The organism is Candidatus Clostridium stratigraminis (assembly GCF_045310675.1).
Lineage (GTDB): Bacteria > Bacillota > Clostridia > Clostridiales > Clostridiaceae > Clostridium_AT > Clostridium_AT stratigraminis.
In genome coordinates this window covers 173,383-190,979 of record NZ_JBJHZZ010000005.1, presented here as the reverse complement: position 1 = coordinate 190,979, position 17,597 = coordinate 173,383, and the positions used below count along the sequence as shown (strand labels likewise).

The window sequence follows — 17,597 nt, the reverse complement described above, 5'->3', positions numbered from 1 at the left end:
TTGGCACGAGATGTTTCTCGTGCCATATTTTTCAATATCAATTACTAGCAATTCTCAAAACTTACATTTTTTTATGAGTTAGACCCTTATACTACTTTCTAGCATTCATTTCTCCATTTAAACTTACTACTACTATCTTCTCCTTTTCTATTTTAAGTGAGAACTTATATTATAATCATAAAGGGGTTTTCTAAATAAAAAAAAGAACAGTATAAAACTGTCCTAAGGTGCCCGCAATCATTTATGTTAAAAGGCCGTAAGCACATCCATGGAATCATTGTGAGGACCAGGATGGTGTTACTTACTTTATATAAAAACTATATTCATTTGATAGTCAATTATGTTGAATACATTTTATAAGCGAATTTATTGCTAGGTCTGAAATTCCTCCACCAGTTCTTATTATGGTATCTCCATATCTTTTTTGAAGGGATGTTTTTTGAATCATTGTTAAATCCTTATCTGACAAGACAACTGGCGCTCCATTAATAGCTGCAACTGATCCAGCTGCCAAAGCATCTATTAAGACATATCCCTTTGCTATAAAAGTCTTATTTATAATATTTCCATAAAACCTGTCTATAACTAGTGAGTTTGTTTCAAACCTATCCTGGCCGCCTAGTCTATTATTTCTTACATTTGCCAAAGTAATTGTATCAATTTTATTTAGCACATTATCTGATACAACTCCAGTCCCACCTATAATATACGCATCTTCAAGATTCTCTGAAGCCAGCCAATCATAAACAGCTGCTGGTACATTATCTTTTTCCACAAGAATTATTGGCATATTGTCCCTTCCCGCTGCTGAAGCGATAGATAAAGCATCTGCTTCACCATGACCATTACTTATAACTATCTTACTAACATCGTAGCAATTCTTATCTATGTATTTTGCAACCTCTAAAGAAGTACCATATCTATCGCTGCCACTAATTCTAACTACAGTTAAACCTAAAGCTTGCAGCTGCGAATTAACATTATTGCTAACTACACCTGTCCCACCTACTATAATAGCGTTTTTAGCTTTTAATCTCTTAATCTCATTTATAGTTACATTTGGAAGAGATTTTACATCAGTTAGTAGTAATGGTGCGTTCTTGTATTTTGCTAAAGGAGTAGCTCCTAATCCATCTGCCATAGCTTCACCATTTACAATTATTATAGTATCTGTAGTCACGTATTGACTTTGACTTAGCTTAACGGCCGTGTCATACCTGTCACTGCCTATTAAAGATATAACTTGCACATTTCTGTTAACGACACTAATAATAATACTTTTGCTTACTATATTTCCATTGCTATCAGTTATAGTATAAATAACTGTATAATTTCCTTGCTTAGTTGTATCCACACTGCTGGAAACCACTATTTTAGATGTTAAATTACCATCCTCTGTGTCTGCTGCTGTAACTCCTGCTCTTACATCAAAGCTATCTCCAACCTTTATGGTTCTGTCTGATGCTCCTGAGATTACTGGTTTATCATTACTTGTAATTGTAACTTTACAAGAAGCCGTATATCCGCCATCTACAGAAGTTGCTGTTATGGTTGTAGTACCTACTCCTACTGCTGTCACTTTTCCTGTATTATCTACTGTTGCTATTGAAGCATTTGATGATTTCCATGTGACAGCCTGATTAGTTGCATTATCAGGAGTAATTTTTGCAGTTAAAGTATCTGTGTCTCCTACGATTAATGTATCAGTTACTTTATTTAAACTTACTGAAGTTACTTTAATAGGATTAACATCTACAGTACAGCTTGCTGTCTTGTTTCCATCTTCAGAAGTTGCTGTAATGGTTGCAGTTCCTACACCTACTGCTGTCACTTTTCCTGTATTATCTACTGTTGCTATTGAAGTATTTGATGATTTCCATGTGACAGCCTGATTAGTTGCATTATCGGGAGTAATTTTTGCTGTTAAAGTATCTGTATCCCCTACGATTAATGTATCTGTTGTTTTATTTAAACTTACTGAAGCTACATTAATTGGATTGACAGTTATATTACAGCTTGCGGTATATCTACCATCAACTGTTGTTACTGTAATAGAAGCATTTCCTGGACCAACCGCACTTACTAATCCTGTATCATCAACTTTTATTACATTTACATTGCTGCTTGTCCATATCACATCATTAATTGATGCATCTTCTGGATTTATAAATGCATTAAGTTTTAAATTATCATTTACAATTAATGATGCTTCTGTAACATCAAGAGATACTCCTTCTACAGGAATCTGTATTGGTCCATTTACCTTCTCTAGATAATATGTAGTTGCTTTTCTGTTACCATATACGTCAACCACTTCAAAGGTTATTGCATCCTTGTTTGTCACATCTATTTGCAAATTAAAGGTTCCATTACTATAATAATCTACTTTAGTTCCGTCTACGTATAAATCAGCTACAGGAACAATAGATCCTGTAATATTCAGCGTATTATTAACTACAGCTATTGTTTTATTATTAGCCTCATATATCTTCCAAGGAATATTAAATGGTGTATTTGAAGCAATCATTGAACTTACATTGTTTGTTCCTCCAAGAAACAAAACTGTGCCGTTGTATAATGTAGAATATCCAAAGCTAAAACTTCTGGCATATATGGACTGATTTACAGTAAGATTCCCATAATTTATAATTGCTCCTAATACATAAATGTTTCCATTAATAGTTACTGGCCCATTTATAGTTAACACTGCATTAGGCCCTATATATAAATCACCATTTATTATTTTGTTTGTCCAAGTTTCATTTTGTGTCACATATGACTGCGGTAATGGTTTTATAGGATTCTCATTTAATTCGAAATTACAATCACTAAAATCCTTATTTGATGTAATACTTGAAATATCTGAATTATAAATAAGAACCTGATTATCTATATTATCTGTTAAGCCGATATATCTTATCTTCCATATACCCAACTCATCTAAATCTGTTAAGCCTATTTTCCCTTCATATACCCCAGCCTGAACCATTTTGAGATTTATATATTTATCTTTATTGGTAATAGGTGTTCTATAACAAACAGACACATATTTTACACCAGATCCACCATTATCCGTTGCATTTATAGTTATTTTTACCGTATCTCCAGTAACTACAGAAGTTTTGTCTATTTTTATGTTGTTTAATATAGGCGGTGTTGTATCTGCAGTTGTACCTGTCAATTCAAAGTTACAATTACTTAAATCCTTATTTTGTGTAATACTTGAAATGTCTGAGTTATATATAAGAACCTGATTATCTATATTATCTGTTAAGTCGATATATCTTATCTTCCATATACCCGACTCATCTAAATCTGTTAAACTTATGTTTCCTTCATACACCCCAGTCTGAACCATTTTGAGATTTATATATTTATCTTTATTTGTAACAGGTGTTCTATAACAAACAGACACATATTTTATGCCAGATCCACCATTATCCGTTGCATTTATAGTTATTTTTACCGTATCTCCAGTAACTACAGAAGTTTTGTCTATTTTTATGCTGTTTAATATAGGCGGTGTTGTATCTGCAGTTGTACCTGTTAATTCAAAGTTACAATTACTTAAATCCTTATTTTGTGTAATACTTGAAATGTCTGAGTTATATATAAGAACCTCATTATCTACATTATCTGTTAAGTCGATATATCTTATCTTCCATATACCCGACTCATCTAAATCTGTTAAACTTATGTTTCCTTCATATACCCCAGCCTGAACCATTTTGAGATTTATATATTTATCTTTATTTGTAATAGGTGTTCTATAACAAACAGATACATATTTTATGCCAGATCCACCATTATCCGTTGCATTAATAGTTATTTTTACTGTATCTCCTGACACTACTGTAGTTTTATCTATACTTATACTGTTTAATACTGGTGGTGTTATATCTGCTTCAGCCTTAACATTAATATTAACAAATAAATTTCCTATTATGAATGTCATGCAGATTAAAAAAGATATTAGTTTCTTATTATTCATTTTATCCCCCTATTATTTTATTATTAAATAATTATGAATTTCTAATTTAATAATCTTGTGTAACTTTTAATTGTTGCTCAATACAATATTTACTAGATCTCATTGTTAATATAACAAATCCTTCCGTAATTCTCAAACATTTTAAATTGCCTAATTATCGCAAGTGTCAACAAATTGCGACAACTTTATATCGATTACATAAAATTGCAGCTAAATCTTTAAATAAAGACGCTATAAAATAAAGGTAAAATAAAAGAAGTTATGTGAGAATCAGCCACATAACTTCTTTATCGAGGTTCTATATAACTAAATTAACTTTTTTTATTTCATAATATTATCAGGAATAACCCCAGTTCCGCCTAATATATACATTGTAATTTTACCATTTCCCTTTATGTAATTTGCCATACCAGGGTCTATAGTTTTATTTGCTGCAAGGAGAATAGGAATTTTCTTCTTAGCAGCTAGTACTCCGCCAGATAATGCATCCGGGAAGTTTTGTCCTGTTGCAAGCATTACGTCATAATCAAAGGAAGCCTTATATTTATTTACTAAATTTAATGCTGTTTGGTATCTATTTAAGCCTCCTGTCCTATCTACGGAAATTCCCATGCTAATAAGTGCATTTGCAACTGCTGCGGAAACAGCACCTTCTCCACCTGGTATTATTACATTTTTTATTCCACTTTTTATTAAAAATGCCTTGGTGCTTGGAGTAAGTGTCTTTGGGTCAGTATAAAGAACAGGATATTTTTTTATTGCCGCATAAGGACTTATAGCAAGTGCATCTGGGTAATCATAGGCAGTTGTAAGTACTGCAGTATCTGTACTATTTGACTTAAGTACTTCATTTCCAATAGCAATAGCTGTTTCAAACCTATTTATACCAGATACTCTTATTACATTATAACCCCTTGACCTAAGTGAATCTTCTATATTTTTCCCTACTACTCCAGTTCCGCCAAGAATGTATATATTCTTGGGCTTAAGTCTATTGATTTCACTATTGGTTGCACTAGGAATTGCACTTACTGAGGTAAGAAGTATTGGCGCATCTTTAATATATGCCATAGGAACACCAGTTAATGCATCAGCAAAGCCTGAACCGTTAGCTAATACTACATTATCAGAGGTAGTCCACCCAGCTTGGCTTACAGCTACTGCTGTTTCGAATCTATCTTTTCCACCTAATCTGCTGTTTGTTATATAGGAATCTTCATATACACTTATTTTGCAGTAAGCAGCATTATTAGAGGACACTGATTTTGCAGTTATAGTAGCATTACCTCTTGAAAGTGCAGTTACTTTTCCATTTGCATCAACTTGAGCTACTGCTGAATTATCAGAGCTCCATGTTATACCTTTATCAAATAATGTATCATTTGGACTTACTATGGCACTTAGTATTATGCTATCTCCTTTTTTAACACTCCCCTGGGTATTTGCCCCCTGTGGAATATTGGTACCTGTTATAGCTACTGAGGAAACTCCATTATCAACATTAACTGTGCAGGCTGCTGTATAACCACCATCTTCTGAAGTTGCTGTAATTATCGCTGTGCCTGCTTTAACTGCATTTACTACACCATTGCTTACTGATGCCACGCCGGGATTGCTGCTGGCCCAAGTTATATTTTTATTGAATGCATTTGAAGGCTGAACACTAGCCGACAATGTTTCCTGGCTGTTAGGTTTAAGTAATACACTAGTTTTATTTAAAGAAATACCTGTAACATGTATGCTAATATACAACTGGCATACTGCAGTAAATGCTCCATCCTCAGTAGTTACAGTTATAGCTGCTGTACCTTCTTTAAGAGCTGTTACTTTACCTGTATTATCTACCGCCGCTATTGAAGGATCACTACTAGTCCAGGTGACATTCTTATTAGATGCATCTGATGGATTTACAGCAGCTTGCAGAGCTAAGGTATCTCCAATTTTTAAATTTGCTGAAGCTTTGTCTAAGCTAACTCCTGAAACTTTTTTTGTAACAAGCAATGAATATTTCTGAGTTGTATTATAGGTACCATAACTGTAAACACATATATAATAGTCTTTGCCAGCATCACTATTGAAATTAATGCTGTCAGGTGAGGTATCTTCATTAAGCGAGTCGGTTATGAATTCTCCATTTGAATCATATAATTCTAAATCATAATCATCAGGTAAATTTGAAAGTAAGATATTATAGCTTCCGGAAGTGCTCACATGAAGTTTATAATAATCTTCATCAGTACTTGTTGATATATATGACTGATAAGTAGTACCTAAATTTATTGGGTATGCAGAAGCCATTGTATTATTAGGTTCATAAGGATCATTAATTGATGGCCCAGTTATTCCAACATTGTTAAATGCAGTATTTACAGCTGTAACTTCCGCAGAATTTTGTCCGTATAAATCTGAGGCAGCTTGTGCAAGACAAATTTTTGCTCCTTCAAAGTCTGTATATGTACTCATATAAGTTATTAACGCTCTATAATAAATTTTTGCAGTCTTTTCCATACCTATAAGGTTTGCGATATTGTAGGCTGCTTTATTTGTTATGCCTGAATTTATATGAACTCCTCCATTATCTCCATCTGATGTGTCTTCCATGGTTTTATAATTACTCATATTATCAGGCTGATGATCTAGTGTAGGATTTGCTAAGCTTCTAGCAGAATCTCCTGGGACATTAGGAGTAATTACATCGTCACCTATAACCCAGTCTGCAGGGTTAAAGGTCCAGCTTCCTCCATTAGCTACATTATACTTATTATAGGTTTCAATAAGAACCCCAAATACATCGGCAATTGATTCATTTAAGGCACCTGATTGATTGTGATACCATAAATCTGCAGTACTGCTTATTACTCCATGACTCATTTCATGTCCAACAATATCTAAATCGCCACTGAGATAAGTAAAGTTAGTACCATCACCATCTCCATAGATCATTTCCTCTCCATCCCAAAAAGCATTGCTGTAGTTATTATCATAGTGAGTGAAGGATTTAATAATCATTCCATTGTTATCCAGACTGTCTCTATTAAATAAATTTTTATAGAAATTAATTACTTGTTCTGCATTATAGTGAGCACTAACTGAAGCTTTATAGTCTTCGCTATTAAAGCTATTAGTAGTATTAGAAACAATCAATCCATCAGTGGTACTGTGCTTCGCATCATATGTAAGTATGGCATCTGTGGCTGGATTTGTTACATCCACCATTTGATATTCGGCTCCATATTGATATAAATTTAAGTCTTTTAGTTTTCCATTTACATCAATACCTGTTCCAGTTACTGGTCCATCATACCTTAATTTACTTTCGGTTCTAATTACTTCACCTGAATGGGCCTCAATATAAACATCATTATTTACAATTGTTGGCTCCATGTAAAAAATATTAACCTTATATACTTCGTAATTCTTATTATCTTTAGTTAATATCATCTTTTCTGCTTTTGGAGTATTTCTTAAACTTTTATATGTAAATTGTTTTTTAGCAATTTCAACTGCGTCACTTTCTGAAACAGCTTTGTTTCCTAAGATAGTTAGAGTCTTATTTTTTTCTAGACTACCATTTACACTTACGATAACTCCTTTGTTATCAAAATGCAAACTTAATGTGCTTCCTTCAACTTTTAATCCATTAATAAGCTGCTCTAGTTTTACATAAGTGTGCCCAAGCTCATCTTTTTTAATATCTGTAACCTTTAATTCCTTTTCCGCATTATCAATTCCAAAAATAGATTTGTTTTCATCCATAAATTTCAATGCTGAACTTTCTCCTGGAACTTGTTTCGTTGAAAGATTTCCAGTAAGGAATACTTGTCCATTTTTCTCGCTTAGTTTTAACTTACCCTCACTTAAGCTATTAAGTGTTTTAATGGTTTGAGTCTTATTATTTATTTTTGAAGGCTCTGCCCCTTTTGTAATAATTGGCGAATAGATAGTTAAACCTATTGTCAAACTTAAAAATGAAGAAATAATTTTTTTGTTCATAATAACCCCCCATATTAAATTAAGTGGCATTCACATGACTTATTACTTATTGCAAATAATAAGACATCCCCATGCCTTGTAAACATAAAAGCATTAAGCTTCAATTTATATATCGTAAATAGTTTAACAACCTTTAATTTACATATTGTTAATTTTATGACATTCACATAGCTTATTACTTATAGAAGTAAAAGAAAATAAAAAAAGAACGCTGTCTAAGCAGCATTCTTTAAAAACTTTTAAACCAAATTAACTTTACCACTGTATATAATTCCTCTTCTTACATCTATGGTAATAAAGGAACCTGTTTTAATTATATCTGCAGCATCTTGTGCACCGTATATTAATGGAATTTCCTTTATCATGCACTCAATAATTATTTCTGAATCCACTTTTTCCTGTTCTGTAACTATACCTGAAAGCTTATCTAAAAGCTCAAGATAATTTTTATCAAGCTCTTTTACCACAAGAATGTCACCTGCATCAATGTTTTGCTGAGCCTCTTTAAAGTTTTTAACAACATTTGCATTTCCATATCCGTGAATAGTTCCGTTAGGTTTTCCTTGAACTAGAATATCACCAACTATATGGACCTTCATCATATTAGTAGTGCCAACATAATTGGCTGGTATTCCTGCAGCTATTACTACAACATCGCCCTTTTTAACATAACCGGTTTTAAGTGCAATATCTACTGATTTATCTATTAATTCATCAGTTGACTCTGTTTTTTTCGCAACTATAGGGAACACACCCCAGTTAAGAGCCAGCTTTCTTGCTACCTTATCATAAGGAGTAACAGCTATAATAGGGCACTCTGGTCTAAATTTGGATACTATCTTTGCTGTATGGCCGCTTTGGGTAGCAGTAATTATTGCTGAAGCCTTTAAATCCATTGCAGTATTACAAGTTGCCAGGCTAATTGCATTTGGTACGTTTGGAATATGATTTCTTCTTCTTCTTTTAAGCTTTTCCTCATAGTTAAGATCTCTTTCTGCACGCTCGGCAATTTTAGACATAATCATAACAGTTTCTACAGGGTACTTGCCGTTTGCAGTCTCGCCGCTGAGCATAATAGAATCTGTGCCATCAAATATTGCATTGGCTACATCAGATGCCTCTGCTCTTGTTGGTCTTGGATTCTTAATCATAGAATCTAACATTTGGGTAGCAGTAATAACGGGCTTGCCAGCTTCGTTACATTTTTCTATAATCATTTTTTGAACTACAGGAACTTCCTCTGTAGGTATTTCAACTCCAAGATCTCCTCTAGCCACCATAATGCCATCTGAGAACTTTATAATTTCATTTATATTGTTTACCCCTTCATGGTTTTCAATTTTGGAGAAAATAAGTATATCTCCTCCTCCATTTTCCTGAAGAACCCTTCTCATATGTAATACGTCTGCAGCTTTTCTAATAAAGGAAGCTGCAACTATATCTATACCCATTTCAATACCAAACTTAAGATCAGATATATCCTTTTCTGTAACTGCAGGAAGAGTAGTGATAACACCAGGCACGTTTACATTTTTATTATTTCCCAGTGTTCCGCTGTTTCTTACTGTACAATAAATTTTGTTACCCTCTACAGAATTTACTTCAAGACCAACAAGTCCATCAGCAATAAGTATAGAGTCTCCAATTTTAACATCCTTGTATAAATCTACATAGCTTACGGAACATATAGTACTATTTCCTAATACCTCCTCACCGCAAACTACAGTAAAGGGATCCCCTTCCTTTAGCTCAACTGTACCGCCCTCAAACTTACCCGTTCTGATTTCCGGTCCCTTTGTGTCTAAGATTATTGCTATAGACTTCTTGTATTTTTCCCTAAGCCTTTTTACTAGTTCCATTCTTACCCTATGTTCCTCATGGTCACCATGGGAAAAATTGTGTCTTGATGCATTCATTCCAGCTTCTATAAGCTTAGACAATGTCTCCTTACTATCACTTGCAGGGCCAATTGTACAAATAATTTTAGTTTTTCTCATAATTCTCAAACCCCTTTGTATTCCTTTGTGGTACATAACAATTATTAATAATAATTATTAATCTTAACGCCTTGTATATCACCTATAGTATACAACAATTATTGATGTTATGCATTTTTAATATGATAAAACTCTAGCTACATTAAATAATTTATCATTAAAGGTTCTTTTACAGTTTAAGGCTTCAATAGTATCTAAATCTATTATTTCTCCGCCTCTAGTCCCTATAACTCTAGATGTTTTTCCTTGCACTAATAATTCTACAGCATGAGCTCCCATTTCTGAAGCTAAAATCCTATCAAAGGCAGAAGGGCTTCCTCCCCTTTGAATGTGTCCTAGAATTGTGGCTCTAGTTTCTATACTTGTGATATCCTCGATTTTTTCAGCAAGCTCATTGGCACCGCCAACTCCTTCAGCAAGTATTATAAGATTGTGAAGCTTTCCTTTTAGCTTTCCATCTAGAACAGTTTTACAGATATCATCTAAGTCATAGCCCTTTTCAGGTACTATAATACTTTCTGCACCGCCTGCAACACCAGCATATAAAGCTATGTCTCCGCAGTTTCTTCCCATAACCTCAACGATACTGATTCTTTCATGAGAAGTTGAAGTGTCTCTTAATTTATTTATTGCATCTAATACTGTGTTTAAAGCAGTATCAAAGCCGATAGTGTATTGTGTATATGCTAAGTCATTATCTATTGTACCTGGTATTCCTATAGTCTTAACGCCAAGTTCAGATAAAAGTCTAGCTCCGGTAAAGGACCCATCACCACCGATTACAACTAGTCCATCTATTCCAAACACCTTTAAAATCTGTGCTGCTTTCTTTCTAACTTCTTCTTTCTTAAATTCATCACATCTGGCAGTCATAAGCATTGTACCGCCTCTATGGATTATATCAGAAACGCTGTGTCTATTCATTTCAAAAATCTCGCCATTTAAAAGCCCGCTGTAGCCTCTTTGTATACCCATAACTCTAAGACCCTTATCAAGTCCTGTTCTTACTACAGCTCTTATGGCAGCATTCATTCCTGGTGCGTCTCCACCACTTGTTAAAACTCCAATAGTCTTCATAATTTCCTAACCTCCTCATATAAAATTCAGTGTCCCTTATTACTGTGAGGTCCTGAATAAATAACTATAATTTTAAGGAAAGCTGTATCACTTTTAAACCACTATGGCTAATTTATGTCCCATTAAGCTTTTAAAATTAATACTACTAATCCTATTATATTTTAAACTATGGAAATGATTATTTCAATTAATATTGTGAATTTTAACATGTAATTTAAGGTAATTTGTCAAATAATGAGTAGTATAACAGAGGGACGTTTCTTGCGGCACATTGGAATGCATGTGCCACAAGAAACGTCCCATGCCACATTACTGGACCTTAACGTTATCTTCTCCAAATTCCTTCTTAAGAAAATCTAATACTTCATCATCTAAGGTAATCCAGTAGTCACTGTCTAGTCTAAATTTTTGTCTTTCCTTTTTGGTACAGATATACACCATCTGGTTTCCTTTATGCTTTTGAAAAACAGGCTTGATTTTTTCGAAGGCTTCTTTTCTTAGTCTTTCATTTTCTATTAAAACATATACTTTTTCCATTGAAAGCTTAACAAGAGGTTCTATTCTTTCGCATAAAAGCTTTGGCTGTTCTTCTTCCCTAATGCTTACTCTGCCGCTTATAATAACCACGCTGTCAGGTTCTAAAAGATATTTGAAATCATGAAAAACTTTTGGAAAAACTATGACTTCTATATCACCATACATGTCTTCTAGTCTAATAAAAGCCATCATATCATTTTTCCTAGTAACCTTTTTATTTACCTCAGCTATAAGTCCTCCTATAACTACTCTATCACCGTCTCTGATTTTAAAGGCTTCCTGAACCATACCTTCTTCAAGACTCTCGCTTACAACAATTTCCGAAATTCTTGTATTGGTCAATTGATTTAAGGTATCTTCATATTCCTCAAGAGGATGACCGGATATATAAAGACCAGTCATTTCCTTTTCCATAGATAAAAGATATTTTTTCTCAAATTCTTTTATCTTTGGAAACTTTACCTCAAAGACATCTGCAGTTTCAGCGAAGTCACTAAAAAGGCTTAGCTGACCTTCAATATTCCTTCTCTTTTCACTATGAATACCATCCAGCAGCTTTTCATAGATTGCAAGCATTTGTGATCTGTAAACCTTAAAGCAGTCGAAGGCTCCTGCCTTTATAAGGCTTTCTATGGCTCTTTTATTAACTAGAGCAGCATCAATTTTATTATAAAAATCAGTTAAACTTGTAAATTTACCTTTTTCAATTCTGGACTTTACCATGCTATCAATAACATTCATACCTACGTTTTTAATAGCAGCCATTCCAAACCTTATTTTACCCTCTTTAACTGTAAACTTGGAGAAGCTTTCATTAATATCAGGCGGAAGTACTTCTATTCCAAGTTCTTTAGCAAATCTGATGTAAAATGCTACCTTTTCGCTAATACCCATGACACTATTAAGCATTGCTGCTATAAACTCTGTTGGGTAATATCTCATAAGGTATGCTGTTTGGAAGCCAACTACTGCGTAGGCTGCTGCCTTTACCACTCTTACTTTCGTAAGCCTAATAATATTAGTTGTGGTCTGGACTATACCATGTACTAAATTAGTACCTTCTATTATAGTCTCTGGACGTCTTTCTAAGATAACCTATTGTAAACTAGTTTAGAGCTTGATTTAGTAAGAATCTAAATTCACCCTCCTATTATACAACAGAATTAATTTTAGAAATTTCGCTGCTGATTACCCATTTGCTTATTTTTATATAAACCAGTATTTAGAATCTCCTCATATACCATCTGTTTAATTTTTTCTAGCTTTCGCTAACCATCACACTTATTTTTACAAATTATGTTGTGGTTTAAACAGCTTTAGGGACTTCCAGCAATTTAAAAAGTTTTTAACCATACATTACTGTAAGGTGCCACACATATTTTATGGCTTTTGTTAAAAGCATACGATGCAAAGTCCATCATTTGATCAAATATCTTATTGGCTGCCTCTTGGCTTATTCCATTTCGAATACAGCCTGGTACTTCAAGGTTTCCATTATCATCTACAATGCCATGGATAAAATTGTGTCTCTCTTCTTCCATGACCTTGTGTTTTTTCTTGGACATAGCACGGCGTACTAAGTCCGCTCTCCCCATGGAATAGCCAGCTAACTTTCTAACTATTTCCATAACAGCTTCCTGATAGATCATAACTCCGTAAGTAACATCAAGAATTGATTCTAGTTCTGGAGTTATATATTCTATGTTTTCAGGATGCCTTTTATTTTCAATATATCTTGGAATTTCAGCCATAGGGCCTGGTCTGTAAAGACTTATTCCAGCTATGATATCCTCTAAATTATCTGGCCTTAAATCCTTCATAAAGGAGGTCATTCCTGGTGATTCCAGCTGAAATACACCTACAGTTTTACCTTCTCCTACCATTTTATAGACTTCTTTATCTTCAAAGTTTATTTTGTCTAAGTCTATTTCTGTTCCGCTGCTTTGCTTAATCATTTCAACAGCATCATTCATTACAGTTAAGGTTCTTAAGCCCAGAAAATCCATTTTTAAAAGTCCAAGCTCTTCTAATGTTCCCATGGTAAATTGGGTAACAATGTTACCTTCATTTTTCTGCATAGGAACATAGTTTACTAAGGGCTGAGAGGCTATTACAACTCCGGCAGCATGGGTTCCTGAATGTCTTGGAAGACCCTCAAGAGATCTAGATACGTCAATAAGTTCCATTACTCTCATGTCATCATCATAGGCCGCCTTAAGTTCTGGGTTTATAGTTAATGCCTTGTCTATGGTTATCCCAAGCATAGTTGGAATCATTTTTGCTATTTTGTCTACTTCAGCATAGGAATAGTTCATGGCTCTTCCAACATCTCTGATGCAGGCCCTGGCCGCCATAGTTCCAAAGGTTATTATCTGTGATACGTTGTTTACTCCATATTTATCAACAACGTAGTCTATAACTTCTTGTCTTCTTTCGTAACAGAAGTCAGAATCAATCTAAACTACCCTCTCTTTCGAGATACTTTAATACTGCTTATGCAGTGGGTATAGACTATATCTTCACCTACCGACCTTTACGGTTTAGGCTGCCCCGCTTCGAGGTAAAAATTTCACCTCTACGTGCCCATGCACTAGTCGTTGGACCTTTCTCTCTTCAAGACTTGGCTGCTGGTGATCCAGTAAAGTCTGACTAACTTAAATCCTCATAATTTTTATGGTCATGCCACCATTACGCTTAGATTTATCTCAATCTTTCGCTTTGGTTTATAAGGCTCTCAGGACTTTCCAGCAATTCAGGGCTCTTTAAGCACATTATTTCTAAAGTGCACGACTATGATTAATTGTTATAACAATTAATTCTTAATCTGGCATCGATACTCTATCTGGATTTAAGAACATTAGTTATTAACCACAGGCTCTTTATCCTGTGCTCTGGAGGTTTCCCTCATTTTCATCTGTTGGTTACTTCCAACCCAGATTGGACTATATCATTAAACAAGAATATATGTTCTGAATTTATTATCTGCATTTACAGACTTTTTATTCAAACATACATACTTGCTTACCGGGCGCTCTTGGAGAGAGTTATTAATTGGCTATTCATCCCTCTAGTCTCTGAACCATCTTGGTACTATTATGCCATTCACAAGCTTGGCTGCTGATTAGCATGCTTTTTCAAGTTTAGCTTTCCAGCAATTCACCCAGTTTAAAGAGCGCATCTCTTTACGCTCGAAAATCAATCCATACTTAAGAGGATCTATTTTAGTAATTCCTAAGGTGTAAGCAACCAGCGAACCTGCAGCACTACCACGACCTGCGCCAACCGGTATTCCACTTTCTCTTGCAAACCTAATAAAATCCCATACTATAAGAAAATAATCTACATAACCCATATTTTTAATAACTCCAAGCTCATATTCAAGCCTATCTTTAAGTTCAGAAGTTATTTCCTCATATCTTTCCTCTAACCCCTTATAACATGTATCTCTTAGGTAAATATAGGGATCAACCTCTTCAGGCAGTGGAAATTTAGGGAGCTTGGAAACATGAAATTCATAATCAAAATTGCACATTTCAGCTATTTTTACTGTGTTTTCTATGGCTTCTGGCACATAGGAGAAATTCTTATACATTTCCTCAGGTGACTTTAGGTAAAACTCAGTGGAAGGATATCTCATTCTATCTTCATCTTCTACAGTTTTACCTGTCTGAACGCATAATAGAATGTCGTGAGCCTTAGCATCTTCTTTATTAATATAGTGAACGTCATTGGTACATATTAATGGAATGTCCAGCTCCTTGGAAAGCTTTTGCAGTTCTTCATTTACCTTTAGCTGCTCATCTAAATAATGATATTGAAGTTCTAAATAAAAGCCATCTTTAAATATATCCTTGTATAAAAGTGCAGTTTCTTTCGCCTTTTTTATGTTTCCATTTAGAATATAAGATTGAACTTCTCCTCCTAGGCATGCACTGGAAGCTATTATTCCTTCGCTGTGCTCCCTTAGAAAATCATGGTCAACCCTTGGCTTATAATAAAAGCCATCAATGGAAGCCTGTGAAACAATCTTCATTAGGTTTTGATAGCCAACAGCATTTTTAACTAGTAAAACCAAATGATGTGTTTCATTTTCTTTATTATTTGTTTTATCGTACATGGATTTTGCAGCTACATATGTTTCACAGCCTATAATTGGCTTTATGCCCTGAGCCATGGCTTCTTTATAAAATTCTACACAGCCATACATGGTTCCATGGTCTGTTATGGCTATGCTTTTCATGCCGAGCTCCTTTACCCGTGCAATCATGTCAGGAATTTTTCCAGAGCCATCTAAAAGGCTGTATCCAGTGTGCACATGCAAATGGACAAAATCCCCTTCAAATTCTTTCTCCAATAATCTATCTCACATCCTTTCAATGAGTTTTGCACTCATTTAATCATTTGTCCTATAAATAATTATTGTTTATAAGGATTACTATTATTTTATATTTAAGTTGCAGTATTTTCAACTTGTAAGTAATATTAAGATTGAAAATATAAATACCGATTATTTGTATTTTTTCCATCCCAAGGTATATAATTGTATATGGATGCCAATAATTTATGACATTTTACATTTTAGGGGGTGCAAAGATTGGATTATATAGATATATTAGCCATATTTATTGTAGTTGCCTTTGTATTTATTGCAGGAAAGTTCTTACCAAACAATGCTTTAAGTAACTTAGGTAATTACATAAAAAACTTGTTTTCTTCTAAGTCTTAATTTTATAGAAATGCAAATAAGGGAACCATACAATAATAAGCAAACCTTATACCAGTTAATAAAACTGTTATAAGGTTTGCTTATCATAAATGAGTTCCCTTATAATTTTCTTTTTCAACATCATTCATTAAAATAATCTTAATCAATTTCAAATAGATCTTCGCAGCCATTAAGCAATTATTTTTCAGTAACTTCTTTTACTTTCTTTTATTACTAAACCACTCACTTGTAGCTTTTGCAGCATCACTTGGAAGTATTTTATTATATACTTCATTGTAAAGCCATGCTAAGGTCTTGCTGCTCAAATACTTTCTCATTTCATTTTCCGCTTCCATCATCACTACTTTTATTGTGCAAGGACTCTTTGTAACTGTATCTGGTAAATTGTTCTTATCTAATAATACATTATTTTGCCTAATTTCTGCACACTGAAAAAATGGTTCACTTCCTTCTACTGCCTCAACAACATCCCAAAAGGTTATTTCTTCTGCGCTTCGAGCTAGTGCATAACCACCTTTTACCCCAGGTATGGATTTAATAATTCCGGCCTTGCTTAATTTTGCATATACCTTAGATAAGTAAGTTTCAGAGATCCCCTGAAAGGTAGCTAAGTCATGTATTCCAACAGATTTACCATCTTCCAAATTCACCATATATAATAAACAATGTATTGCATATTCTACTCCAATTGAAAATTTCATTTTTCCTGCTCCTTGTTATATAATCTTTTAATTATAATATCTTATAATTTATACTCATTCAAGATACTCTTATTGTATACTCTTACAAAATGTTTCCATTGACAATAAATAAAAAGAATTATACTCTAAATATAGACAAAAGTTATCCACGATATAGGTTGTCCATATTTTAAAGAAAGAAGGAATAAGAAATGTTAACAGAAAAATTTTTAGAAGTATTGAATCATGAAGGTGTAGTTTCTATCGTAACTTGCGCTAACAATGAAGCTCATGTTGCTAATACATGGAACAGTTATTTAATTGTTACTGATGACAATAAAATTTTAATTCCTGCAGCTGCTATGATTGTAACAGAGAAAAATATTAATGCCAATCCAAAGGTTAAATTAACTCTTGGCAGCAGAGAAGTAATGGGCTATAGATACATGGGAACTGGCTTTTTACTAGAAGGCACTGCTAAGTTTCTAAAAGAAGGAGATAACTTTAACAAAATGAAAGAAAAGTGCCCATTTCTTTCTAGAACCTTAGAAATTACAGTTACCTCCTGCAAGCAAACGCTATAATAATTTAATTAT

General features: G+C 33.8%; 8 protein-coding genes and 2 pseudogenes. 2 read left to right on the top strand and 8 right to left on the bottom strand.

Going from position 1 to position 17,597, the window contains the following annotated elements:
* Positions 1-334 precede the first annotated feature (334 nt).
* The 7 genes and pseudogenes from ACJDUG_RS10120 to dnaE (ACJDUG_RS10090) form a co-directional block, all read right to left on the bottom strand.
* Positions 335-3,991 (bottom strand): cell wall-binding repeat-containing protein, encoded by a 3,657-nt coding sequence (locus tag ACJDUG_RS10120; protein WP_406769777.1) that lies wholly within the window; start codon positions 3,989-3,991, stop codon positions 335-337.
* Between the two features lie 321 nt (positions 3,992-4,312).
* Entirely contained in the window at positions 4,313-7,984 is a 3,672-nt protein-coding gene (locus tag ACJDUG_RS10115; protein ID WP_406769776.1) for a cell wall-binding repeat-containing protein, read from the bottom strand.
* Between the two features lie 239 nt (positions 7,985-8,223).
* Positions 8,224-9,981 carry a pyruvate kinase gene (pyk, locus tag ACJDUG_RS10110; protein WP_406769775.1) on the bottom strand — a complete coding sequence of 586 codons (1,758 nt, stop codon included), beginning with the start codon at positions 9,979-9,981 and terminating at the stop codon, positions 8,224-8,226.
* A gap of 117 nt (positions 9,982-10,098) precedes the next feature.
* Complete coding sequence (gene pfkA, locus ACJDUG_RS10105) at positions 10,099-11,058, bottom strand: 6-phosphofructokinase (RefSeq protein ID WP_406769774.1); 960 nt, start codon at positions 11,056-11,058, stop codon at positions 10,099-10,101.
* Positions 11,059-11,367: 309 nt separating this feature from the next.
* Positions 11,368-12,588: a helix-hairpin-helix domain-containing protein gene (locus ACJDUG_RS10100; protein WP_406769773.1), complete on the bottom strand. Its 1,221-nt coding sequence runs from the start codon at positions 12,586-12,588 to the stop codon at positions 11,368-11,370.
* 347 nt (positions 12,589-12,935) lie between these two features.
* Positions 12,936-14,051: pseudogene (dnaE, locus tag ACJDUG_RS10095) on the bottom strand (DNA polymerase III subunit alpha); the annotation flags it as partial.
* Positions 14,052-14,779: 728 nt separating this feature from the next.
* Positions 14,780-15,949, bottom strand: a pseudogene (gene dnaE / locus ACJDUG_RS10090) (DNA polymerase III subunit alpha); the annotation flags it as partial.
* A 240-nt stretch (positions 15,950-16,189) separates the two neighbouring features.
* On the opposite strand from dnaE (ACJDUG_RS10090), the gene ACJDUG_RS10085 reads away from it, so the two are divergent.
* Positions 16,190-16,321, top strand: coding sequence for a hypothetical protein (locus ACJDUG_RS10085; RefSeq protein ID WP_406769772.1), 132 nt, complete (start codon positions 16,190-16,192; stop codon positions 16,319-16,321).
* A gap of 197 nt (positions 16,322-16,518) precedes the next feature.
* Here ACJDUG_RS10085 and ACJDUG_RS10080 read toward each other — a convergent pair whose 3' ends face one another.
* Positions 16,519-17,022 (bottom strand): Rrf2 family transcriptional regulator, encoded by a 504-nt coding sequence (locus ACJDUG_RS10080; RefSeq protein ID WP_406769771.1) that lies wholly within the window; start codon positions 17,020-17,022, stop codon positions 16,519-16,521.
* Positions 17,023-17,213: 191 nt separating this feature from the next.
* Here ACJDUG_RS10080 and ACJDUG_RS10075 point away from each other — a divergent pair, with 191 nt between their 5' ends.
* On the top strand, positions 17,214-17,585 hold the full coding sequence (locus ACJDUG_RS10075) for a pyridoxamine 5'-phosphate oxidase family protein (RefSeq protein ID WP_406769770.1): 372 nt from the start codon (positions 17,214-17,216) through the stop codon (positions 17,583-17,585).
* Positions 17,586-17,597 lie beyond the last annotated feature (12 nt).

Excerpts from the sequence above, each read along its gene's own strand:
- ACJDUG_RS10080 (WP_406769771.1), bottom strand. The coding sequence starts at position 17,022 with ATGAAATTTTCAATTGGAGTAGAATATGCAATACATTGTTTATTATAT.
- pyk (WP_406769775.1), bottom strand. The coding sequence starts at position 9,981 with ATGAGAAAAACTAAAATTATTTGTACAATTGGCCCTGCAAGTGATAGT.
- pfkA (WP_406769774.1), bottom strand. The coding sequence starts at position 11,058 with ATGAAGACTATTGGAGTTTTAACAAGTGGTGGAGACGCACCAGGAATG.
- ACJDUG_RS10075 (WP_406769770.1), top strand. The coding sequence starts at position 17,214 with ATGTTAACAGAAAAATTTTTAGAAGTATTGAATCATGAAGGTGTAGTT.
- ACJDUG_RS10115 (WP_406769776.1), bottom strand. The coding sequence starts at position 7,984 with ATGAACAAAAAAATTATTTCTTCATTTTTAAGTTTGACAATAGGTTTA.
- ACJDUG_RS10120 (WP_406769777.1), bottom strand. The coding sequence starts at position 3,991 with ATGAATAATAAGAAACTAATATCTTTTTTAATCTGCATGACATTCATA.